Annotated in this window: 18 protein-coding genes; 5 read left to right on the top strand and 13 right to left on the bottom strand. The window is 72.4% G+C overall.

Annotation, left to right across the window (positions count from 1 at the left end; genetic code table 11):
- Position 1: 1 nt before the first annotated feature.
- The 6 genes from ACWDRB_RS22070 to ACWDRB_RS22045 form a co-directional block, all read right to left on the bottom strand.
- Complete coding sequence (locus tag ACWDRB_RS22070; RefSeq protein WP_449896386.1) at positions 2-1,054, bottom strand: NAD(P)-binding domain-containing protein; 1,053 nt, start codon at positions 1,052-1,054, stop codon at positions 2-4.
- Between the two features lie 37 nt (positions 1,055-1,091).
- Positions 1,092-4,586: a protein kinase domain-containing protein gene (locus tag ACWDRB_RS22065; protein ID WP_449896384.1), complete on the bottom strand. Its 3,495-nt coding sequence runs from the start codon at positions 4,584-4,586 to the stop codon at positions 1,092-1,094.
- A 37-nt stretch (positions 4,587-4,623) separates the two neighbouring features.
- Entirely contained in the window at positions 4,624-5,637 is a 1,014-nt protein-coding gene (locus ACWDRB_RS22060; protein WP_355199178.1) for a LacI family DNA-binding transcriptional regulator, read from the bottom strand.
- A gap of 41 nt (positions 5,638-5,678) precedes the next feature.
- Positions 5,679-5,816, bottom strand: coding sequence for a hypothetical protein (locus ACWDRB_RS22055; protein ID WP_449896382.1), 138 nt, complete (start codon positions 5,814-5,816; stop codon positions 5,679-5,681).
- A gap of 99 nt (positions 5,817-5,915) precedes the next feature.
- Positions 5,916-6,485 carry a hypothetical protein gene (locus ACWDRB_RS22050; RefSeq protein WP_364241799.1) on the bottom strand — a complete coding sequence of 190 codons (570 nt, stop codon included), beginning with the start codon at positions 6,483-6,485 and terminating at the stop codon, positions 5,916-5,918.
- Between the two features lie 2 nt (positions 6,486-6,487).
- Positions 6,488-7,276 (bottom strand): bestrophin-like domain, encoded by a 789-nt coding sequence (locus tag ACWDRB_RS22045; protein ID WP_449896379.1) that lies wholly within the window; start codon positions 7,274-7,276, stop codon positions 6,488-6,490.
- Positions 7,277-7,812: 536 nt separating this feature from the next.
- On the opposite strand from ACWDRB_RS22045, the gene ACWDRB_RS22040 reads away from it, so the two are divergent.
- Both ACWDRB_RS22040 and ACWDRB_RS22035 read left to right on the top strand, forming a co-directional pair.
- A complete protein-coding gene (locus tag ACWDRB_RS22040) occupies positions 7,813-10,494 on the top strand; it encodes a helix-turn-helix transcriptional regulator (RefSeq protein ID WP_449896377.1) in 2,682 nt (893 codons plus the stop codon).
- 448 nt (positions 10,495-10,942) lie between these two features.
- A complete protein-coding gene (locus ACWDRB_RS22035) occupies positions 10,943-12,217 on the top strand; it encodes an MATE family efflux transporter (RefSeq protein ID WP_449896375.1) in 1,275 nt (424 codons plus the stop codon).
- Positions 12,218-12,222: 5 nt separating this feature from the next.
- Here ACWDRB_RS22035 and ACWDRB_RS22030 read toward each other — a convergent pair whose 3' ends face one another.
- Positions 12,223-12,882, bottom strand: a complete 660-nt coding sequence (locus ACWDRB_RS22030; protein ID WP_449896373.1) for a GNAT family N-acetyltransferase — start codon at positions 12,880-12,882, stop codon at positions 12,223-12,225.
- Between the two features lie 298 nt (positions 12,883-13,180).
- Between ACWDRB_RS22030 and ACWDRB_RS22025 the strand changes: the two genes are divergently transcribed.
- Positions 13,181-13,960: a hypothetical protein gene (locus ACWDRB_RS22025; RefSeq protein ID WP_449896371.1), complete on the top strand. Its 780-nt coding sequence runs from the start codon at positions 13,181-13,183 to the stop codon at positions 13,958-13,960.
- Positions 13,961-14,056: 96 nt separating this feature from the next.
- Positions 14,057-14,569 carry an NUDIX hydrolase gene (locus tag ACWDRB_RS22020; protein WP_449896369.1) on the top strand — a complete coding sequence of 171 codons (513 nt, stop codon included), beginning with the start codon at positions 14,057-14,059 and terminating at the stop codon, positions 14,567-14,569.
- 312 nt (positions 14,570-14,881) lie between these two features.
- Here ACWDRB_RS22020 and solA read toward each other — a convergent pair whose 3' ends face one another.
- The 6 genes from solA to ACWDRB_RS21990 are packed head-to-tail and all read right to left on the bottom strand — an operon-like array spanning position 14,882 to position 21,129.
- Positions 14,882-16,072: an N-methyl-L-tryptophan oxidase gene (solA, locus tag ACWDRB_RS22015; protein ID WP_449896367.1), complete on the bottom strand. Its 1,191-nt coding sequence runs from the start codon at positions 16,070-16,072 to the stop codon at positions 14,882-14,884.
- Positions 16,069-17,601: an NAD-dependent succinate-semialdehyde dehydrogenase gene (locus tag ACWDRB_RS22010; RefSeq protein ID WP_449896365.1), complete on the bottom strand. Its 1,533-nt coding sequence runs from the start codon at positions 17,599-17,601 to the stop codon at positions 16,069-16,071. Before ACWDRB_RS22010 ends, solA begins: the two co-directional genes overlap by 4 nt.
- On the bottom strand, positions 17,576-18,838 hold the full coding sequence (locus ACWDRB_RS22005; RefSeq protein ID WP_449896363.1) for an aminotransferase family protein: 1,263 nt from the start codon (positions 18,836-18,838) through the stop codon (positions 17,576-17,578). The genes ACWDRB_RS22010 and ACWDRB_RS22005 overlap by 26 nt, the downstream gene beginning before the upstream one ends.
- Before the next feature lie 53 nt (positions 18,839-18,891).
- Positions 18,892-19,305, bottom strand: coding sequence for a hypothetical protein (locus ACWDRB_RS22000; protein WP_350740211.1), 414 nt, complete (start codon positions 19,303-19,305; stop codon positions 18,892-18,894).
- Positions 19,289-19,870 carry a GNAT family N-acetyltransferase gene (locus ACWDRB_RS21995; RefSeq protein WP_449896361.1) on the bottom strand — a complete coding sequence of 194 codons (582 nt, stop codon included), beginning with the start codon at positions 19,868-19,870 and terminating at the stop codon, positions 19,289-19,291. Before ACWDRB_RS21995 ends, ACWDRB_RS22000 begins: the two co-directional genes overlap by 17 nt.
- Positions 19,871-19,875: 5 nt before the next feature.
- Entirely contained in the window at positions 19,876-21,129 is a 1,254-nt protein-coding gene (locus ACWDRB_RS21990; RefSeq protein ID WP_449896359.1) for a cation diffusion facilitator family transporter, read from the bottom strand.
- Between the two features lie 454 nt (positions 21,130-21,583).
- On the opposite strand from ACWDRB_RS21990, the gene ACWDRB_RS21985 reads away from it, so the two are divergent.
- Entirely contained in the window at positions 21,584-22,258 is a 675-nt protein-coding gene (locus ACWDRB_RS21985) for a haloacid dehalogenase type II (RefSeq protein WP_449896357.1), read from the top strand.
- The last annotated feature ends 10 nt before the right edge of the window (positions 22,259-22,268 follow it).

Below are 22,268 nucleotides of genomic sequence, written 5' to 3'. Positions count from 1 at the left end.
GTCAGGCCGCCTGCCGCGCCAGGTAGCCGTGGACGTTGCGCGCCGCCGCGCGTCCGGCGCGGTTCGCGCCGATGGTGCTGGCCGAGGGGCCGTATCCGACCAGTTGCAGGGCCGGCTCCCTGACGGCCTGGGTGCCGTCCACCTTGATCCCGCCGCCCGGCTCCCTGAGCCGCAGGGGCGTGAGGTGGTCGAGGGCCGAGCGGAAGCCGGTGGCCCAGACGATCGTGTCCGCCTCCAGATGGAGGCCGTCAGACCAGGTGACGCCGTCCGCGGTGATGCGCCGGAACATGGGGAGGCGTTCCAGCGCACCCTTGGCCAGGGCCTCGCGTACGACCGTGCTGTAGCCGAGGCCCGTGACGCTCACCACGCTCTGCGGCGGGAGCCCCGCGCGCACGCGCGCCTCGACCAGCGCGACGGCCTCGCGCCGGGCGTTCTCGCCGAAGTCGTCGTCCCGGAACACCGGCGGCCGCCGCGTCACCCAGGCCGTGGTCGCGGCGACCCCGGCGATCTCCGACAGCACGTGCATCGCCGACGCCCCGCCTCCCACCACGATCACGCGCCGCCCCGCGAACTCCTCCGGCCCCCGGTAACCCGCGTAGTGGAGCTGGCGGCCCGCGAAGTCCGGCGCGCCTGGGTAGTAGGGCCAGTGGGGCCGGGTCCAGGTGCCCGTCGCGTTGATCACGGCGCGGGCCGACCACTCCCCCGCGTCCGTGCCGATCACCAGCCGGCCGCCGTCGCCGTGCCGGACGGAGGCGACCCGCACCGGCCGTACGACGTCCAGCCCCAGCTCTTCCTCGTAGGCCGCGTAGTACGCGGGAACCACCTCGGCGGCGGGACGGCGCCCGTCCACGCCCGGGGGACGGGCGATGCCGGGCAGGTCGAAGATGCCGTGCACCTTGTCCATGGTCAGCGACGGCGACCGGTGGCGCCACGCCCCTCCCGCGCCGTCGGCCGCGTCCAGGACGACCGGCTCGAACCCGTACCGGCGCAGGAAGTACGCGCCGGACAGCCCGGCCTGCCCGGCGCCGATCACCACCACTTCGGTCTCTTCCACGATCAGGTGAAACCGCCGCCGGGCCCGCGCTCTTCCCTCACGTCTTCGCGCACACGTCCCGGTACGGCGTGGCACCCAGATACTCGCGCCACTCCTGGACGCTGAGCGTGCGTCCGGCCCGCGCGCACACCTGGCCCACCATCGCCTCCGGCGCGACCGGCAGGTCGTGAACCCGCTCCGACACGTCGACCACCCGCAGCAGTCTCCCGTCGCCGGTGAAGGCCATGAGGTGCACGCTGCCGTTGCTGTCGAGCCGGATCTCCCCGCCCAGCGGCTGCCGGGTCGCCACGTCCCACAGATGGATCCCACCGCCCGCGTCGGAGACGGCGACCACGTCCCCTCGGGGGGCGAACACGACGGCGTCGAACTCCTGGCCGGGAACGCGCAGGTCGGGTACGAGCAGCTGCCGGGCGCTCAGGTCCCACAGGCTGAGGCGGTGCCCGTCGTGCGTGGCCAGCCGCCGCCCGGCGGGATCGACGACCATGAAACCCTGGTTCCGCGCCGCGCCGAACCCGGTGCCGACGGGCTTGCCGGTCATGATGTCGTAGAACCGCCCGCTCGCCGACGCGATCGTCCTGCCGTCGGCGAGGAAGACGAAGTCGCGGGTGACGAACGGCAGTTTCACGCTGCTGACCTCCTTCCCGGTGCGCGCGTCCCACACCCGCAGGCGGAAGTCATCCTGTTTCTGATTGTTCTGCGCGAAGACCGCCGCGAACAGGCGGCCGTCCCGGCTGTAGGCCCCGCCCGTGGGGAGGAACGCCGGAATGCCCCCGAACGACCACAGCCGCCGCCCGTCGGTGAGGCTGTACGCGATGACCGCCTCCCCGTCCTGGAAGACCAGGCTGTCGTTGGCGGGGCTGAACAGCCACGGCGTCGGGTTGCCGGGATTGGGGTACGACGCGATCGAGCGCCGCGCGGCCACGTCCCACGTCCGGTACTCGGACGACGTGCTGATCAGCAGCCGGCGCGCGTCCGGGCTGATCGCTTCGATCCGCGCTCCGGAGGGCGCCCGGGCGCTCGCGGTGCCGGACCGCAGGGCGAGGCTGACGATGCGCTCGTCCACCCGGTAGCGCAGCGTCCGGCCGGTCGGGTCGAACCACACCTCGGTGACCTCGCCCGGCGCCTCGTATCTGAGGATCTCCTGGTGCGTGGTCACGTTCCAGACCCAGACGCGCTGCCCGCGCGCGCCGGCGACCAGCTGGTTGTCGGCGCTGAGCCGGACCGCCCACCGGGTGCCGGGGGCCGCCTGGCTCACCGCATCCCCCCAGGTCAGGCCGTCCTCCTCGGCCTCCGAGTCGGCGACCAGCCTGCCCGAGGCGGTGTCCCGGAGCTGGAACCGCTCCCCGGCGCAGTACATGAGCCGGCTGTCCGCGCTGAATCCCACGACCGGTTCCATGCCGCAGCTCTTCTCGAGAGCGGGCACGCGCCGCATGCCCGGCAGCCGCCACACGCGGATCGTCTGCCCCGGGGGCGCCACGCTCGCGACCAGCCTGCCCGAGGAGGCGACGGTGAACTGGGGGAGCTCGCCCCACTCCTTGGTGGGGATCTCGCGGCCGCGCTCGGCGTCCCACAGGTCCGTCACGCCGTCGGTGACGCTGATCGACAGCAGCGAGTCCTGGTCGCCGAAATCGGGGTGGAGCAGCTCCGGGTCGTCGCCCGGCTTCTTCTTGACGCCGACGAGGCGGCCGGTGCGCGTCTGCCACACGGTCACGGCCTGGCCGGCCGCGACGGCCAGCAGCCGGCCGGTACGGCTCAGCGCCACCTGGTTCACGCCCTCGGCCAGCCGCGGCGAGGTCCAGGAGGCGACCTGGCGGCCGGTCGCGACCTCGTACACGCGCACTCCGCGCTCGCTCACGGCGGCGAGGACGCGGCCGTCGCCGCTGACCGCCCGCGTGGCCGCGCCCTTGTCGGCGGGCGGGCTGAACGACGTGGTCTCGCGCTGGTAGACGGCCGAGGTGAGGCTGGAGCGGGTGTCGGCGCCCGGGGCCAGCCGCCAGGCGGCGAGGCTGAGCAGCATGGCCCGCACCGGGTTCACCGTGCGCAGGTCGGCGGCCTGGTGGACCAGCTCGCGGCCACGGGCGCGGTCGCGTTCGGCCGCCACCTGGTCGCGCTGCTCGGCGGCCTGGCGTCCCTGCTGGACCGCGACCCCGGCGCCGATCACCGCCACCACCAGCAGTCCCGCCAGCGCCGCGGTGAGCAGGCGGCGGCGGCCGGCCCGGCGCCGGGTGACGCCGCTCGCGGCGCCCAGGAAGTCGCGTTCCAGCGGCGTCAGCGTCACCTGGTTGCGGCCGGTGGCGGCCCAGTCGAGCACGGCCTCGAGCCTGCTGCCCTGGAGCAGGTCGCCGTCCTTGCGGCCGTGGTCGTGCCAGGCGTGGGCGGCGCGGGAGATCTCGGGCAGGACGCCGAGCCCCTGCCGGTCGGCCTCCACCCAGCCGCGCAGCCGGGGCCAGGCGCGCAGCACGGCCGGGCGGACGATGCTCACCTCGCCGTCGCGTTCGGTGAGGATGTAGCCGAAGACGTCCAGGATGCGCCGCCGCTGCGCGGGCCGCTCGGGGAGCAGGTCGTCCACGGACGCGCGCCGTACGGTCTCCGTGCCGTCACCGTCGATCGTGATCAGCCGCAGCAGCAGGTCGGGCACCAGCTCGCGCTCCTCGGGGGCGAGCAGGTCGTACGCGTCCTCGGCCAGGGTGCCGAGCCCCGGGTCGGCCGCCGCGGCGCGCAGGCCCTCGCCGCGCTGGCTGCCCTCGCCGAGCGGGTCGATCGCGCCTCCGACCAGGGCGAGCAGCAGCCCGCGTGCGCTCGGCCGCCGCCCGGGGTCCTTGCTCAGCGCCGCCGCCACCAGCGGCCGCAGCGACGCGGGCAGCGTGTCCAGGTCGGGCTCGAAGGTGAGCACCCGGTGCATGACCCCCGCCAGGGTCTCCGCCCTGAACGGGTCCTGCCCGGTGGCGGCGAACACCATGATCCCGCCCCACGCGAACACGTCGGCCGCGACGCCGGCCCGGTCTCCGGAGAAGACCTCCGGCGCCATGTACGTGGGCGTGCCCGCGATGTAGTCGCCGGCCGTGCGCGACATCTCCTCGGTGCGGGCGATGCCGAAGTCGATCACGCGCGGCCCGTCGGGGCCGAGCAGGACGTTGTCCGGTTTGAGGTCCCGGTGCACGACCCCGGCCTCGTGGATCGCGGTCAGCGCGGTCGCCACGGCGGTGGCCAGCCGGTGCAGGTCGTCGCCCGCGAACCGCCGCCCGGCGCGCCGCAGGTCCACGCCCTCGACGTATTCGCTCACGATGTACGGCGGGGTGGCGGCCGGGTCGGCGTCGATCACCCTGGCGGTGCAGAACGACGCCACCCGGCGGGCGGCGGCGGCCTCCTTGGCCAGCCGGTCGCGTACCTCCGCGTGCAGCACCTTGAGCGCGTACCGGCCGCCGTCGTCGTCGTAGGCCTCATAGACGACACCCTGGCCGCCGGAGCCGAGCCGCCCGGCCAGCCAGTATTTGCCAATCTTGACCGGATCACCCGGCGCCAGACTCTCCACGTGACTTTTGATGCGGATGGGGCTCGATTGGTTGGCCTCACCCGGGCACGGGTGCCGTGGACCCGCGGACGATCAGCTCGGTGGCCAGCTCCACGTGACGGGAGTCGATCCTCTCGCCTGCCGCCAGCCGCAACGCGGTGCGCAGCGCCATCCCGCCCATCTCCCGCAGCGGCTGGCGGACCGTGGTCAGCGGCGGCGAGGCCATCCGGGCGACCTGGGTGTCGTCGTAGCCCACGACGCTGACGTCCTCGGGGATGCGCAGCCCGCGCGCCCGGGCGGCCTCCATGACCCCCAGGGCCAGCTCGTCGCAGCCCGCGAAGATCGCCGTCGGCGCCCGCGGCAGGTCGAGGACGGCCGCGCCGCCCAGCAGCCCGTCGTGGTAGCGGAACTGGCCGGTCCACACGTAGCCGGGGATCACCGGCGCGCCCTCGGCCTCCAGGGCGGCGCGGTAGCCGTGCAGCCGGGCCTGGTTGCAGGCGGCGGTCGCCGGGCCGCCGACGTAGGCGATGCGGCGGTGGCCGAGCGAGAGCAGGTGGCGGGTGGCGGCCAGCCCGCCGGCGAAGTTCGTGGAGCCGACGCTGGTCACGCTGGCGCTCTGCAGGTTGAGCGGGTCGATCAGCACCAGCGGCAGGCGGGCCCGCGCCAGCGCGGCCACCTGCTGGGCGGCCAGCTGTTCGCAGGTGACGGCGATCAGCGCGGTCCGGCCGGCGGCGACCAGGTCGCGGACCCAGGCGGTGCTGTGGCCGGCGTCCTTCTTGATGCTGACGACGATCCCGACGCCGATCTCGGCCCCGGCCTGCACCGCGCCCTGGATGATCTCGATGGAGTAGGCGTTCAGGTCGTCGTCGAACTGCAGCTCGACGCTCCCGCACAGCTCGCGCCGCGCCGTGGCCGGGACGTACTCGTGCTCCCGCAGCAGCGACTCCACCAGGGATCGGGTGGCGGGCGCGACGTCGCTGCGGCCGTTGAGCACCTTGGAGACGGTCGCGACCGACACGCCGGCCGAGGCGGCGACGGTGGCCAGGGTGGCGCGCCTGGGGGTGTCCGGCATCGTGCCTCCTCGCCTCGACGGGCGTGCCGCGGCCGGCCCGATCATCGGGGTGTCACAAGGGCGGACCGGAACGCGGGCTCGCAGCGGGCCAGGTGCGCCATGTCCGCATCGTAGAACCGGCCGTCGCCCCGGACCACGTGGCTGACGCCGCCACCGGTCAGCACCTCTTCGTCGGCCACGGCCGCCTCTCCCGATCACCGCCGGGCCCGGACGATGATCTCCGGGGCCCGGCGGTCAGTGTGTCACGCGGCACCGGGACAGGGCATCCGAATAACGGCTCAGCGGCGGGAGCGGAAGGCCACGGCCGTCGTCGAGGTGATCGCCGACACCACCACGGTCATCACCAGCACGGTGTTGAGCGGGCTCTTGCGCCGGGACGGGCCTGCCGCGGCCCGCTGGTAGCGCGTCAGCGGGACGGCCGCCTTCGGCTTGGGCGTCGTCTTCGTGGGGGTCGGCGTCGGCACCGGCACCGGCGCCGCCCAGGGGGCGGACGGGCGCACCCGGCCCGCTCTCCTGCGCGGGCACTCCCCCACCTGAACATCTGCCGTGCACACGCCGTCCCGGTAGACCGTCACGTGCGGCAGCACGACCGCGGGCGGCGCCCAGCGCTTGCGGGGCGGCACCGAGATCGACACCTTGGGCCTGGGCGAACGCCGAGTCCGGACCCGGGGCACCGTCACCGTGGGGCCGACGGTCACGTTCTTCGGGGGTGCCGGCGGCGCCGGGGGACGTACGGTCACCTTCGGCACCGGGCGCGGCCACGGCACCCCGTCGGCCGCGGCGGGGCCCGCGACGGTCACGGCGGCCAGGGCGACGGCGAACAGCAGCGGAGCACGCCGGACGCCCACGCTCACACTCCCCCGCCGATGCGGGTGAACTCCTGCAGCGCCCCCTGGAACGCCTCGGGCCCGACGGCCAGCGGCCCGGCGAAGGCGTGGGAGATGTCCCACGTCAGGTAGATGCCGAAGCCCAGCAGCGCGGACGTCGCCAGCAGCGGCAGCAGCGCCGGCCCTCTCGGCCTGGCCCCCGCCAGGAACGGGAAGACGGTGACCAGGACCCCGGTGAGGATGGTCAGGTGCAGCAGCCCCGCGGGAGGCGTGGCGGCGGCGTCGGCGGTGCGCTGGGCCCGCGCGGTGGAGATCGCGCTGAGCTTCTCCAGCACGGCGCTCTTGGCGTCGTCCTGCTTGTCGCCGGTCACCTGCAGGTCGGTGACGCGGCCGCGCAGCTCGTCCATCCGGGCGGCGCCGACCGGGTCCATCCTGCCCTCGCCCATGAGCGGCCACTCGTCCCTGACCACGAACGTGATGTAGTCGCGCAGCGCCCTGCGCACGTCCTGCGGTGCGGTGCCCGGCAGGGCGTCGGCCGCCCAGTAGGCGTCGACGGCCGCCTGGCTCTCGGTGTGGGTGTTGAGGCGGGCGGCGTCGGCCGTGGTCCAGGGAACGATGATCGCGATGGCGAAGACCAGCAGGAACATCGCCGACAGCATCGCTCCCGCGTGCGCGACCGACGGCCCGCCGGGATCGCGGTCCTCTTCGGCTCGTTTGACCTTCCTGAAGATCAGCGCGGTGAGCGCCACCGCGCCCACCGCCGCCACGACTGAGAGCGTGTACGCCACCATGAAGAATCTCCCGAAACTCATCGGATACGCAACGTCACATTACTATCACACAGTGCAATGATGGCGCGAAGCACAGATCGGTAAAGGCCCGGGCAACCGCGGGCCCGCGGCCGGGTCTGGCGCGAGTCGATGAACGGGATCGGGGCGGCCACCTGTGGCTACGCTCGTGACCGCCCCGCCGGGCCTCCCGTGTGGCGATGGTGACACGGGTCCGGGAGGCGTGCCCTCCTGCGCGGCGAGGACCGTGACCGTCCTGCGCGAACCGTCGGCAGCCCTCGCCCGCACCCCTCCCGATGAGGCCCGCCTCACATGATCCGCCGGCCCGGGGCCCCGCGCTTCAGGGAGCGCCCCGGGGATTTCCCCTGGAGTACGGGCCTTCGCGCCCGCGCGGCAGATCCGGCCACCCGTACGACGGCGGCGGGGACCCGGACCGGCCCCGGTGACCTGGGGATAACCCCTGGTTTTCGCGCGACCTCTGGACAAGGGGACAGGCAAGTCTTACTTGAGCCGCCTGCCCAGCCGCGCAACGTTGGATTTCCCAGCGTGCGGAGGCCGGTATGACGTTCGTCGGACGGGATCAGGAGCTCCGATGCCTGGCCGCGGAGTTCGAGCGCGCCCGCGCCGGACTGCCCAGGCTCGTCGTGGTCGAGGGACCGGCGGGGATCGGGAAGACGACGCTCGTCCAGCGGTTCCTGGAGACGTGCGGGACGGGCAACGTGCTGTTCACCGACGGCGACGAGGGTGAGGCGCTGCTGCCGTACGGGACGCTGACCAGGCTGTTCGGCGGGCTCCCCGCGCAGATCGAGGCGCCGGCCACGGCGGAGCCACCCGATCCGCTCGCGGTCGGGGCGGCGCTGCTGCCGGAGCTGAGCGAGCGGCAGGCGAGCGAGCCGCTCTGCCTGGTCGTGGACGACGTGCACTGGGCGGACGCGCCGACGTTGCGGGCATTGACGTTCTGCCTGCGCAGGCTGCGCGTGGACCGGGTCATGGCGGTGCTCATGCTGCGCGAGGCCGCCATGTTGCCGGGCCCCGAGGGGCTGCGGCGGCTCATCGCCGCCGACACCACCCACCGGCTGCGGCTGCGCGGGCTGCGGGAGCCGGAGGTGGCCACGCTGGTCGGCGGGCGGGTGTCGCAGCGGGCCGTGGCCAGGCTGGTCGCCCACACCGAGGGCGTGCCGCTGCACCTGCGGGCGCTGCTGGAGGAGGTGCCCCTGGAGGCGCTGGACGACCTGGCCCAGCCGCTGCCGGCGCCCAGGTCGTACACGATGCTGGTGCTGGCCAAGGTGGCCCGGTGCGCGCCGCCGGTGCGCGAGCTGGTCGGCGCGGTCAGTGTCCTGGGCATGTCGTGCCCGCTGCACCTGGCGGCGCGGGTGGCCGGGGTGGCGGAGCCGCTGCAGGCGCTGGAGCAGGCCGTGCGCGAGGGCGTGCTGCTGGAACGGTCCTCTTCGCGCGGGCCCGTGGCGGCGTTCGCGCATCCGTTGATCCGCGCGGCCGTCTACCGCGACCTCGGCCCGGCGCAGCGCTCGGCCCTGCACGCGCGGGCGGCGCTGGTGGCGGAGGGCGAGCAGGCGCGGCTTCGGCACCGCATCGAGGCGGTGGCGGGCCCGAGCCCGGAACTGGCCGCCGAGCTGGCGGAGCTGGGCCGGGCGCAGGTACTGCTGGGTGCGTTCGGCGGCGCGGCCGAGCATCTGAAGGCGGCGGCGGAGCTGTCGGGCGACCCCGCGCCGCTGGCCGCCGAAGCGGTGGAGGCGCTGCTGCTGGACGGACGGGTCGACGAGGCTGCCGGGCTGACCGCGAGCCTGCCCGAGGACGCGCACCCGGCGGTGCGCGGCTACGCGCTCGGCCACCTGGCCATGGTGCGCGGCCAGGTCGAGGAGGCGCGGGCGCAGCTCATCACGGCCTGGGAGCAGGCCGGGCCGCCCGAGTCGGACCTGGCGGCGCGGGCGGCGCAGCAGCTCGCCATGCTCTGCCTGGTCAAGGCCGAGGGCGGGCAGGCCGCCCGCTGGGCCGAACGTGCCCGCGACTCCCCCGGCTACCGCCTCAGCATCGACTACAACCGCTTCACCCAGCTCACCGGCCTGGCCGTCTCCGGCGAGATCGACGCGGCGCTGGCCGCGACCGCCGACCTGCCGCCGCCCGCGTCGGCGACGATCGCCGACCTGGACGCGCTGCTCGGCCGCGGGCTGCTGCGCACCTGCTCCGACGACCTGGCGGGCGGGCTGGCCGACCTGTCGGGGGTGGTGGCGGCGTGCGGGGAGCGTTCGGTGCCGTTCCGCATGCTGGCCATGGCCATGCTGGGGCAGGTCGAGTACCGCTCCGGCCGCTGGGACGACGCCGCCCTGCACACCGAGACCGCGGCGTCCGTGGCCGACGACGCCGACCAGCGGTGGCTCTCGCCCATCTGCCACGGGCTGGCCGCCCTCGTCCCGGCCTCGCGCGGCAACTGGCCGCTCGCGGAGTCCCACGTCCGGGCTGCCGTCGCCGGCGCGGACTCGGTGGCGGCGCTCGCGCACGGATGCAGCGCCGCCGCGCACCTGGCCGCCGCCAGGGGCGACTACGCCGCGACGGTGACGGCGCTGGAGCCGCTGCGGGCGGTGGAGGTGCACGACATCGTGTACGAGCCCGGCGTCGTACAGTGGCTCGACCTGTTCATCGACGCCCTGGTGGGGCTGGGCGAGCTGGACCGGGCCGAGACCTGCCTGGTCGCGGTCGAGCGGCTGGCGGGGCGGCGCGGCAGGCGTTCGGCACTGGCCACGGCGGCCCGCTGCCGGGGCGGCCTGCACGCGGCCCGCCACGAGAACGCCCTGGCCGACACCGCCTTCACCACCGCTCTCGCGCACGCCGGGGCGAGGGCCGGGCTGCCGTTCGACGAGGCGCGGCTGCGGCTGGCGTACGGGCGCTTCCTACGCCGGCTGGGCCGCCGCAGGCAGGCCCAGTCGCACCTGGAACTGGCGCTCGGGCTGTTCACCAAGCTGGGCGCGGCACCGTACGTGGGGCGGTGCGAGCGGGAGCTGAGCGCGTGCGGGCTGCCGCGCGCCGGGTCGGGCGCCTCGCCGCTGCTGCGGCTGACCCCGCAGGAGCAGGCGGTGGCGCGGCTGGTGGCCACGGGGATGACGAACCGGCAGGTGGCCAGGGAGCTGGTGCTGAGCGTGAAGACGATCGAGTACCACCTGGGGAACGCTTACGCCAAGCTGGGGGTGAGCTCACGCGTGGCCCTCACCACCAAACTCATGCACTGAGCCCGGTGCAGGCGTTCGCCGGGGCCGCGCCCACCCGTTGACCGACGAGGCGGTGGGCCGACTGACGCCCACCCCGGCCCGCGATGCCTTGCGGACTTGCGCCGACCGGTGAGTGCCGGCCTCGCTGCAGGCCTATGCGCGCCCGCGGAGTCGTGAGCGCGCCGCCGCACCGGGACGACGACCCCGACACCCCCGTGCATGACCTCGCCGTCCGGCACGCACCCCCAACGCTCCAGCAACTCGGCCACGATCCCGGGCAGTTCGGCGAGCCATGCCGCGCCCGGCTCTCCCTCACGCTCGACCGTGCTCCGCGCGAACACCTCCGGTATCCCGATCATCCGGGCACCCTACGTGCCTGCCGACCGCCGCTGCCACCACCCGGCCCGAGCTCGCCCCGGGGTATAATCACCTTGTCCCGAGTGGTTGGCCGCCCGGGATTTTGCTTTTCATGCCCACTCCTCATCGCGTGATCCTGGACGCGGCCGCGCCTCTCTTCCTGTCCATGAGCGCCGGGGTCATCGCCCAGCTCGTAGGCACCTCCCTGCTCGGACACCAGGCGACGGTTCAACTGGCGGCCTTCGCCCTCATCGGCGCGGTGCTGACCCCCGTCACCGCGGCCGTGTCCGGCGGTCTGCGCGGCATGGCCCCGTTCGTCGCGGCTTGCCGCGATCGTCCCGCCGAGGCGCTGCCCATCCTGAAAGATGCGCGTTGGCTGTGCCTCGTGCTCGGAGCGATCGGCGCAGGCGTCATGCTCGGGGTCCCTCTGATCGCGCGGGTCGGCGGGGTGTCTCGTGAGGTGACGGCCGAGTTCGGGGCGGCGCCTCAGCTCTTCGCCCTCCAGGTGCTGCTGGCCGCCGCGGGCGGAGGCGCCAACGGAGTGCTGATCGCGCTGGGACGCAGCCGGCTGGTGCTCTGGTCCAGCCTGTCGAGCACGGCCGTACAGGTGACCCTGCTCCTCCTCCTGGTGCCCAGGATGGGCATCCACGGCACCGCCATCGCGCTCCTGACCTCCACAGCCCTGGCCGTCACCGTGTCCAACGTTCTCCTGCTGCGCCTGCCGGAACTGGCGGGAGGATCGCCGTGGCCCGGACGCCCCCGCCCGCGCGAGATCTGGCGCATGGCCAAGGTGGGCCTCCCGATGTCGGCCACGGTCGTCATCAAATTCACGGTCATGGGTGGCGCGGCCTACGCCGCCGCGCGGACAGGGGTACAGGGCGCTGCCGCCCACGCGATCCTCACGTCGCTGGCCGGGCCCCTCGGCCTGACCGCCTTCGCCGTCGGACAGGCCGCGACGCCGGAGATCGCCAGAGCGACCTCCCCTGGTGAAGCCCGCCGCGTCAACCGGGCGGCCATGACGGTCGCGGCCATCGGCGTGCTCACCGGCGCGCTCATCGTCCTCTCGCTCGGCGAGCCGGTGTTGGGCCTGTTCACCTCCGATGCCCGGGTGCTTGCCCTGACCCTGCCCCTGTTACCACTGCTGGCGGCATACACCCTGGCCGACAACTGCGGGATCGTGATGGCCACCGGCCTGACGGGTCTCAAGCGCTCGACCTGGACACTGGGCTCGGCCATCGTGGGGAACGGCCTGCTCGCTCTGGCCATGACACCGGTGACGACGGCCTGGGGCCTGGCCGGCCTGTGGATCGCGTTGACCGCCAGTCGCCTGCTCGTTCTGGTCACGCAGACCGTCGGTTTCATGCGGCACAGCGCACGCGATCGATGACGGACTCAGCGGCTCGACGGCACGTCGAGGCCCATCAGGGGCAGGCAGGGCTCAAGCCCGTCGAGCTGGACGGGAACGGTGCGGTGCCGCTCCCACGCGTCCCTGGTCAGGCGCAACCGGTGCTCCACGACCATCCTCCCGTCCAGCGCGTGCCGCCAGTGGCCGTCGGGCTCGTAGCCGAGCTTGCGGGAGACGGCCAGGGAGGCGACGTTGTGCTCGAGCGCGCCCGACAGCGCCACCTCGGCGTCCAGACCGGCGAAGGCGAGGTGGAGTACGGCCGCCCGCATCTCGGTGCCGATCCCCTGCCCCTGGTGGCGGCGGCCGAGCCAGGAAGTGGTGCGTACCTGACGCGTGATGCCCAGGTCCCGGGCGGAGAGGCTCTGCTGCCCGGCCACCACGCCGTCCCGGAACACGGTGAGGTCGAGCGACCACTCCTGCGGCGTCCACGCGCCGAGCTGCCGCCAGTGGTGGTGGACCACACTGCGGGCAACCTCGGCGGGCGGCGCGTCGGTCCACCGCACGAGGAACGGCGAGGCGTCGGGGTCATGGACGCCGTCGGCGGCCAGGCCGGCCAGCTCGGCCAGCTCCTCGGGCGAGGGCAGCCGCAGCTCGAGCCGCGGCGTGGTCAGCCGCAGCCCGGCCGGCGGAAAGTGATCGACCAGCATGACCCCTATCGTGATCGCTGACCGGGCGGCACGTCATCCGAGTTTCCGCCCCTACCGACACCACCTCGCCGGCTTGGACAAGGCGGCCTCGTGGCTGGCCGCGAACGTGTGCGGCAAGGGAGCGGCAGACCGACCGGGTTCGGGAGGCGCTGCTGGTTCACCCGTGGAAGGAGAAGCTCGGACAGCCCGCTCCGGATCGGATCCGCCGCGGTTTCGGGGCTATGGACAGGTCTTTCTGCACGCGATCTGCACGTCCCGCCCGCAGGGTTCTGCACGCAGCCGTGCAAGCATGCCCGGCGTGCGCAGATATGTGATGATCGCCGTGTTGGCGCTGCTGGCGGCGGGTTGTGGTTCGGGAGCGAAGACCGCTCCCGAGGTCGCCGGATATGTCGGGACGTATTTGCAGGCGCACCCTGACGTCAAGCGGGTGGCGAAGAAGGGGGCCCAGAGCGCCACCGTGGTCATCAAGGGGCAGGACCAGGATGTCTCCGCCGATCTGGGCGAGGGCTTGCGCGGACGGCTCATCCGGACGGGCGGTGCCACGTATATGCAGATGCTGGAGGAGGAAGTGGCACCGGGCAAGATCTGGGACAAGATCACCGAAGAGCACGAGCCGTACAATCTCTTGGGCATCAGCGTGCTGACAAGCCAGGCTACGACGCTGGTGAACAGCCACCGGGTGCATGCACTGCTGGCAGCGCGGGGACGAGTGAGCGGCCCCGTACTCGATGGCGGGCTCGACCATTACACGGTCACCATCGACGTGCGGGCGGCACTCGACGGATTGGACCTCAGCGCGTTCCTGGAGGTGTACGACCCGCTGCCGATGCTGCAGGACACCGAGGACGAGTACGCCATGGTCCGGGCCGGCGACAAGGCGGCGCAGGGGCGGCTGCGCGACAAGTTGCTCGAGGAGTTCGGCGCGCAGGCCACGTACGAGCTTTGGCTCGATGGCCAGGGGCGGCCAGTGCGGCAACGGCTGACCGCGAAGACGCCGATGGAGATCACCTTCTCCAACTGGGATGACACGACGGTGGCCGCTCCTCCGGCCGATCAAGTCCGGGTGCTGGCGAAGTGACCCCGCACTATGTGACGGTGTCCCGATGCCGGCCATGGCACGGAACGCGGCATCCCGGGGGCTCCCACTCACTTCTGAAGCTGGGATCGTGCCACTGTGACCGAACTCGTGGAACGTGTCGACGGTCAGGACCGAGTGCTGGGTGTTGTGGACCGGGATGATGCGATTCGTCGTGGCTGGCTACACCGCATCGCCACCACTGTCTGCCGCGATGAGCTGGGAAGATTCCTGGTGTACCGGCGGGCCGAGGGACTGTCCAGATATCCCGGCTATCACGAGGTGACCTTCGGCGGGGCACTCAGTGTTGGGGAGTCTTACCAGGCGGCGGCCTCGCGCGAACTCGCGGAGGAGTTAGGTATCGACGTCCCGGTGCGCGAGGTGGTCAAGTTCCTGTGCCACGGCGAGATCGGCTCGTACTGGCTCGGGGTGCACGAAGCGGTCATCACCGGCGACGTCTCGCCCGATCCCGAGGCGGTGAGCTGGGTGGGCTGGCTGACGAGCGCCGAGTTGAGCGAATTCGTGAAGCAGTACCGGTTCATTCCAGATGGGCAGGAGGCGCTCCGCCGGTACCTCGAGGCACGTTCGGCTTCACCTGGCTCGGCCCGGTAGCGGTGAAGTCGCGCAGCGCGGCCACGACGTGGCGTTCTGGCCGACGAACTGCGCGTGCAAGTCACAGGCGCAGGGCTGCCCATGAAGAACATGGCGTACATAGGTGTCCAGCCGTGAGCCTGTGGCCCCCCGGAACAGGAACGCCAGTGGAGATTTGGCCGCCTCCCGCCCTGCTCCGACATGAGCCCGAGCGGGAAGCGATGTTCCCATCCCTCTCGCGCCCGGCCGGAGTGACGTTCCCCTACGCCATCGCCCTGGCGAACGAAGGGGTTGGGGAACGCCCTCACCGTCCCCTGAGGCTGGGCGATCTGCTCACACCGTCGCCGAGCGGCCCGGTGCGAATTGCCGGATACCGGCCTCGGTAGCACCGTCCGCCAGGAGGTCGCCCAGGGCCTCGCCGATCGCCGGTGCGTACTTGAATCCTCCGCCCGAGAATCCGACGGCGACCGCGACGTGCGCCGCGCCCGGGAGCAGCCCGACGACGGGGCGGCCGTCCGCTGTGTACGACTCCACGTGCACCGAGGTCTGCACCGGACGCGGGTTGAGCCCGGGTAGCCAGCGCCCGACGACATCGCGGATCTCCGCCAGGTGGTCGGCGGCGAGGTGGGGATCGGGTCGCGCCGGGTCGGTCAGCTCCGGGTGCGGGCGGCTCTTCACGCCGATCTTCACCGTGGCGCCGTCCAGGCTGGGAAAGCCGTAGATGGAGGCGCCGTCCGGCATGGCGACGCGTTCGAAGACCGGAAAGCGTTCCGCGCCGTACAGCGAGAGGTCGTCCGGTACGAACCAGGTCTGCGCCAGCCGGCGGGCGGTCAGCCCGGCCACTCCGATCGCCTCCCGCAACCCGTCCGGCAGCAGCGTGGCCGCCCAGGCGCCGGGGGCGATGACCACCGCGTCGAACGTCTCGCTGTGAGGCCGGTCCGCGCCGCCTCGGTAGGTCAGCCCGACCGTCTCGGACCTCACGTCGATGTCGAGGACCTCGGTGTCGTGGCGCACGATGGCCCCGAGCGTCGCGGCCTGTTCGATCGCGGCGAGGATCGCCGGCTCGGGACGGAGAAAGCCGGTCGCGGGGTCATGGACGGCGATGTCCTCATCCTCGACGGCGTGCTGGGGGAAAGCCTGCCGCACGTCCTGTGCGTCGAGGATGCGATGGGCCAGCCCCCAGTTCTCGCAGCTGGTCACGGCCTTCCGGACGGAGGTGCTGCCGGCGGGGCCGAGGATCAGTCCGCCGGTCTGCTCGAGCAGACGCCGTCCGGTCGCCTCCTCCAGCCGGCGCCACAGCTGCTCGGCCCGGAGGACCAGCGGCGGCAGGTCCGGGTCGCCCATGCTGATGACCGCGAACCGGCGGCTCTGCCCGCCGGAGGCCCCGCGGTGGTGCGGGACGCCCCAGCGATCGAAGGCATGCACCTCCAGGCCGCGCTCGGCCAGCTGCCAGGCGGCCATGCTCCCCACCGCTCCGGTCCCGATGACCGCCGCCCTCCTTCGAGCGGTTCCGGCGAGTCTCATGAGGCCAGCGCCGGGGCGGCGAGGTACTTGAGGTTCTGGTATTCGACGAGTCCTTCGGCGCCGCCTTCCCGGCCGAGCCCGGACTCCTTGATCCCGCCGAACGGCGCGGCCACGTGGGACAGCAGCCCCCGGTTGATGCCGACCATGCCGCTGTCCAACCGGCCGGCGACGCGGGCGATCCGGTCGCTGTCGCGCGCCACCAGGTACGCCGCGAGCCCGAACGGGGTGTCGTTGGCCAGCGCCACCCCCTCGTCCTCCGTCCGGAACCGGCGGATGCCCGCGACCGGGGCGAAGACCTCCTCCTGCTGCAGGAGAGCGTCGGCGCTGAGGTGGTCCAGCACCACAGGGGCGAACCAGCTGCCGGGTCCGCCGGGCGCGTCGGCACGCCCCAGAATTGTCGCCCCCTTCGCGACGGCGTCGGCGACCAGCCGGTCGGCCTTGGCGACCGCGCGGTCGTCGATGAGCGGGCCGAGGTCGACGTCCGAGGTTCCCAACCCGACCCTGATCGCGGTGAGCGCCTCGGTGAGGCGGGCCGCGAACTCGTCGGCCACCGGTTCCTGGACGAGGAACCGGTTGGCCGCCACGCACGATTGGCCCCCCAGGCGCATCTTGGCGATGACCGCCTCACGGACCGCGAGGTCGAGGTCGGCGTCGTCGAAGACCAGGAACGGGGCGTTGCCGCCGAGTTCCATCGACGTACGCAGCACGTGCGCGCCGGCCTGCTGCAGCAGCAGTTTCCCGACGGGGGTGGACCCGGTGAAGGACACCTTCCGCAGTCGTGGGTCGGCGATGAGGGTGCCGCAGACCGACCCCGGGTCCGTGGTGGTGACCACGGTGAGGACTCCTGCCGGGACGCCCGCGTCCCGCGCGAGTTGTGCGAAGGCCAGCGTGGTGAGCGGGGTGAGTTCGGCCGGTTTCAGCACGACCGTGCAGCCGGCGGCCAGGGCGGGCGCGACCTTGCGGGTGGCCATCGCCAGCGGCACGTTCCACGGGGTGATGAGCAGGCAGGGGCCGACCGGGCGTGGGGCGGTGACGATGTGCCAGCTGCCGTCGGGGGTCGGGGTGCTGCGGCCGGAGCTGCGGACCGCCTCCTCGGCGTACCAGCGGACGTACTCGGCGGCGTAACGGACCTCGCCGCGCGCCTCGGTGAGAGTCTTGCCGACCTCGAGGGTGATGAGGGCCGCCAGACGTTCCTCGTCGGCGAGCATCGCCTGGTAGAGCCCGTACAGGATGTCCGCCCGCCGCCGGGTCGGGGCGGCCGCCCAGGCGGGGAACGCGTCGTTCGCCGCGGTCAGCGCGAGCAGGGCGTCACCCGGCTCGCAGTCGGCGACGGCGGCGACCGGCCGGCCGAGCGCGGGATCGGCGACGTCGAAGGTCCGCCCGGAGCGCGGCGCCGTCCACTCGGCGGCCAGGAAGCCGTCGGGCAGCGAAGCGGCCGCGGTCTCCGTGAGGTCGCGGTGCCGGGCGATGTCAGCCGGCCGCAGCGCCGACGCCTGCGCGGGCTCAGGCGGATTCGAGGGTACGGGCACGGTCGAGAGCGGACTTGAGGACGTCGGCGGCACGGGAGATCTCCTCGGCGGTGATGACGAACGGGGGACTGACGTGCAGGGAGTTGTCGGCCAGCAGCCGGGTGAGGACGCCCCGCTCCCGCGCGGCGCGCAGTACGGGCCGTGCGTCGACGTCGGGGGCGAGCTGGACCGCCGCGAGAAGTCCGGCACCGGCCCGGACGTCGACGACGGCTTCGTGGTCGCGCAGCGGGGTGAGGGCCTGGGCCAGGACGGGTTCGAGGTCCAGGACGCGCTCCAGCAGACCTTCCTCCTCGAGGATGCTCAGGTTCACCTCGGCGGCGACGCAGGCCGCGGCGTGGCCCGAGTACGTCAGACCGTGGCGGAAGGTCGGGGCGTCGGGGGTTTCGGCGAAGAAGGGCTCCCAGACGCGCTTGGACACCAGCACGCCGCCCAGCGGCAGGTAGCCGGAGGTGATGCCCTTGGCCATGGTGAGGAGATCCGGCTCGATGCCGAAGCGCTGGCAGGCGAACCACTGCCCGACCCGCCCGAAACCGGTGATGACCTCGTCGGCGATGAGCAGGATGTCCAGGCGGCGGCACAGTTCGGCCAGCCCGGTGAGGTAGCCGGGCGGGGGCAGCAGCACGCCCCCGGTGCCGATGATCGGTTCGGCGATGACGGCGGCGACGTTGTCGGGTCCGAGCCGGAGCAGCTCCGCCTCGGTGGCGGCCAGGTCGTTCCACGGGACGCGGGCGGTCTCGGGGATCAGCGAGTCGCTGCCGTACCCGTCGCGGTTGCTCTGGATGCCCGTGATGCTCGTACCGAACCCGTGCAGACCGTGGTAGGCGTGCTGCCGGGAGACGATGACGCGCTTGCCGGGCCGCCCGGCCAGCTGCCAGTGCCGGCGCGCGAGCTTGCAGGCGGTGTCGACGGAGTCGGAGCCGCCGCTGGTGAGGAAGACCTTCGCGTCGGGGATGGGGCTCAGCTCCGCGAGGCGCTCGGCGAGCCGGATGGCGGGGCGGTTCGCCATGCCCTGGAACAGGTGGTACGTCTCCAGAACGTTCATCTGCTGGCGGACGGCGTCGGCGATGCGGGTCCGGCCGTGTCCGACATTGGCGTGCCACAGGCCGGCCGGCAGGTCGAGCAGGTCCTGGCCGTCCTCGGTACGCACCGAGGCTCCCCGCCCCGACGCGATGACCGTGAGGGTTTCCTCGATGGTGGACATCGCGGTCTGCGGATGCCACAGGCTGGTGCTCGTCAAGAAAGGCTCCTCATCACATCGGGGTGGGGACTACGGGTGGGGAACGGTGCAGGTCAGGCGGCGACCACGACGTCCTCGACGACCTCGGCGTGGATGTGCAGCATCCGGGCCACCAGGCCGTTGCCGCGGGTGAACCTCAGGTCCTCCGGCGCCACGGGAGCGTCCGCGCCGGTGAAGAACGCGGCACCCTGGTCGATCGACTTGTCGGACTTGTCATCGGGGTAGAGCGGGTTGATCGTGTTCTCGATCTTCGGCCACAGGGCCCGGGCGGCCTCGGTGCTCTCGAACTCCAGCGTCATCACCAGCGTGTTCGGGATGAGCTCCCCGGCGCACTCGCGCAGGACCGAGCCCCCGAGGTAGCCGGGGTGGCCCTCGAGGCTGCGCAGCCAGTCGACGAGGCTGGTGCGGGCATCCTCGATCTTGGTGGGCTCGGCAACGAAGATGAAGACGTCACGACGCTTGGACATGGTGTTCTCCTGTCTCGCCAGTGCGGTGGGGGCGGCCGTGAGGACTGCGCGGCAGGTCGTAGAAGACAGCGCCGCTGGCTCCCTGCGTGTCGTCATGGACGAGCTGGGCGCCGAAGGACTCCCAGAAGGCGATGGCGCCCGGGGAGTGGCGATAGGTGTGCAGAGCGATGGCCTCGTAGTGCCCCTCCTGGTCCGCGCGGTCGAGCACGGCGCGGACCAGGGTCCTGGCGATGCCGCCGCGGCGGGCCTCCTTACGGACGTAGACGCGTACGAGCTGGCCGTGCCGGCCGTCCTCGTACCGGTCGACGACGTGTTGCGGGGTGAGGCCGGGCTTCAGCCGTCCGCTGCGGATGCCGCCCGTCGCCAGGACCTCACCCGTGCCGTCGTCGGTCACCACCAGGAGGAAGGGGCCGTTTCCCGGGGCGTAGTGGGTCATGGGGTCGTCGACGTCGGCGTGGATCCGCGGGTCGTAGGCGTCGCCGAAGTCCTCGGCGATGCTGCGCCGCATCACCGACTGGGCGCCGGGCAGGGTGCGCTCGCTCAGCGGGTGGATCGACCATTCCATGGGAGTCACCCCGCTCCCTGCGTGGCGAGCTTGGCCCGGTACGCCTCCCGGGCCTCCTTCGAGGCGTGGTGGCCGGACAACTCGTGGAGGTCGTCGGGGATCACGCCGTCGAAGGTGGGATGGACGTGGACGGTGACCCGGTCGAGGTTGCCCACCGCGTGCATCAGGGAGTGCTGCACGTTCTCGGCCACGGCGTGGGCCTCGATCATGCTCAGCCCGTAGTCGAGGCCGATCTCGGCGTCTCCCTCCATGCGGTGACCCGACCAGCGGACGCGGACCTCGCCGACGGACACGACGCCGTCGACGCCCGCGATGGTGGTGCGCATCCGGTCGATCGTCTCCGGCTCCACACCGTCCATGAGGCGGCGGACGATGATGATCAGGGAGTTGACCAGGATGCCGCTGATCGCCACGGCGATGAGGAGGCCGACGATGGCGTCGGCGCGGTCGAACCCGAGCCACACGCCGACCACGCCGGCGATGACGGCGATCGAGGTGTATCCGTCGGCGCGGGCGTGCTGGCCCTCGGCGATCAGCGCGGCCGAGCCGATGCGACGGCCGGTCCGGATGCGGTACACGGCCACCGTCTCGTTGCCGAGGAAACCGACGAGCCCCGCGGCGAAGACCCACCACAGGTTGGTCAGCGGGTGCGGGTTGATCAGCGCGTCGATCGACTCCCAGATGATCAACCCGATCGAGGCGACGATGACCAGGGAGATGAACAGCCCGACCAGGTCCTCGGCGCGCCGGTAACCGTAGGAGTACTTCTTGGTCGCCGCGCGCCGGCCCAGCCGGAAGGCGATGATCAGGGGGATCGTGGTCGCGGCGTGCCCGAGGTTGTGGATGGTGTCGGCCAGCAGGGCGATCGAGCCGGACACCGCGACGATGACCATCTGGCCGATCGCGGTGGCCATCATGCCGGCCAGCCCGATCCAGGCCGTGCGGATCCCGTCCTGGGCCGACTCCTCGGCGCTCTGGATCGCTTCGTTGGCGTCGTGGGCATGCGGGATCAGCGTGTGCTTGACCCTCGCCCACAGGCCGGTGCCGTGGTCGTGGCCGTGGTCGTCACCGTGGCCATGTCCGTGCCCATGTCCGTGGCCGTGCCCGGTGGCGGCCGAAGCCTCGGGCTCGTGGTGGTCGTGATCGGAGTGGCCGTGCCCGTGGCCGTTCACGGCGGCGGCGGGAGCGTCATCGTGCGGGTGGTCGTGGCCATGTCCGTGGCCGTGGCCGTGGCCGTCTGGGGTCGTGGAAGCTCGCATCGAGAGTCCGTTCATGCCGGCGGAGGGTGAGTCGCGGGACTGGGTGAGTGAGTCGCGGGGCCGGGAGGGGGGTCGCGGGGCCGAGAGGGTGAGTCGCGGGACCGGGAGAGGGGCGGTCGGCTGCCGAGTGGCGTCTGCCGCGCCATCACATCTTGTCCACAACAGCCAGCGACGGTCAACTGTTGTCAACAATCTTCCAGAAACGAAGGCCGTACGGGCAGTGAAAATCAGCACCAATACCAGGCAATCAGTTCCCGAAGATCGACAGAAGCTGGGGAAACATACTCTTTACAAGCAGGTGGCTCGGAATTGTTGACAGCAGAGAATCGGATGCTTAGCGTTCCAGACACCACACGGCCAGTCGCCCCAGGCGGCTGACACCGAGCGTGACATCTCGCCGCTCGCACCGACGCTCCCACTCCCACCGGACCGACCCCCACCGGAGGAACTGCTCGTGGACCTGACCAGCGTGCGCCCCAAATACATCACCTTCGACTGCTATGGGACCCTGACCAGCTTCGATCTCAACCTCACCGTCAAGCCGCTGGTCGCCGACCGGATCTCCGAGGAGGACATGCCGCTCTTCCTCAAGGACTACCGCGCGTACCGGATGGACGAGGTGCTCGGCGAGTTCAAGCTCTACCCCGACGTGCTCAAGGACTCCTTCAGGCGCACCTGCGAACGCTGGGGCATCGGCTACCGCCCCTCCGACGGCGAGGCCATCGTGGCCTGCGTGCCGACCTGGGGTCCCCATGCGGACGTACCCCCGGCCCTGGCCAAGCTCGCCGACGCCTACCCTCTGGTGATCCTCTCCAACGCCGTCGACGAGACGCTGCGGCACAATGTCGACCAGCTCGGCGCCCCCTTCCACAAGGTGTTCACCGCCGAGCAGGCCAAGGCGTACAAGCCGCGCTACCAGGCCTTCGAGTACATGCTCGACCAGCTGGGCTGCGAACGCGACGAGATCGTGCACGTCTCCTCGCACATCTGGTACGACCTGATCCCCGCCCACGAGCTGCGGATCCCGCACAAGGTCTACGTCAACCGCGGCTACGACCCCTCCACCCCCTTCTACCGGTACGCCGAGACCGCCGACCTGTCCGGCGTCCCCGCTGTGCTGGGTCTCTGATCGGAAGGAG

This window comes from Nonomuraea sp. NPDC003707, assembly GCF_053587055.1.
Note: the sequence above shows the minus strand (reverse complement) of the source record. Positions and strands in the feature narration are given on the sequence as shown.

Bases quoted from the DNA above. Each gene is read 5' to 3' on its own strand.
- ACWDRB_RS21995 (WP_449896361.1), bottom strand. From the start codon at position 19,870: ATGGAATGGTCGATCCACCCGCTGAGCGAGCGCACCCTGCCCGGCGCC.
- ACWDRB_RS22040 (WP_449896377.1), top strand. From the start codon at position 7,813: ATGACGTTCGTCGGACGGGATCAGGAGCTCCGATGCCTGGCCGCGGAG.
- solA (WP_449896367.1), bottom strand. From the start codon at position 16,072: ATGAGACTCGCCGGAACCGCTCGAAGGAGGGCGGCGGTCATCGGGACC.
- ACWDRB_RS22045 (WP_449896379.1), bottom strand. From the start codon at position 7,276: ATGAGTTTCGGGAGATTCTTCATGGTGGCGTACACGCTCTCAGTCGTG.
- ACWDRB_RS22030 (WP_449896373.1), bottom strand. From the start codon at position 12,882: ATGCTGGTCGATCACTTTCCGCCGGCCGGGCTGCGGCTGACCACGCCG.
- ACWDRB_RS21990 (WP_449896359.1), bottom strand. From the start codon at position 21,129: ATGCGAGCTTCCACGACCCCAGACGGCCACGGCCACGGCCACGGACAT.
- ACWDRB_RS22035 (WP_449896375.1), top strand. From the start codon at position 10,943: ATGCCCACTCCTCATCGCGTGATCCTGGACGCGGCCGCGCCTCTCTTC.
- ACWDRB_RS22000 (WP_350740211.1), bottom strand. From the start codon at position 19,305: ATGTCCAAGCGTCGTGACGTCTTCATCTTCGTTGCCGAGCCCACCAAG.
- ACWDRB_RS22060 (WP_355199178.1), bottom strand. From the start codon at position 5,637: ATGCCGGACACCCCCAGGCGCGCCACCCTGGCCACCGTCGCCGCCTCG.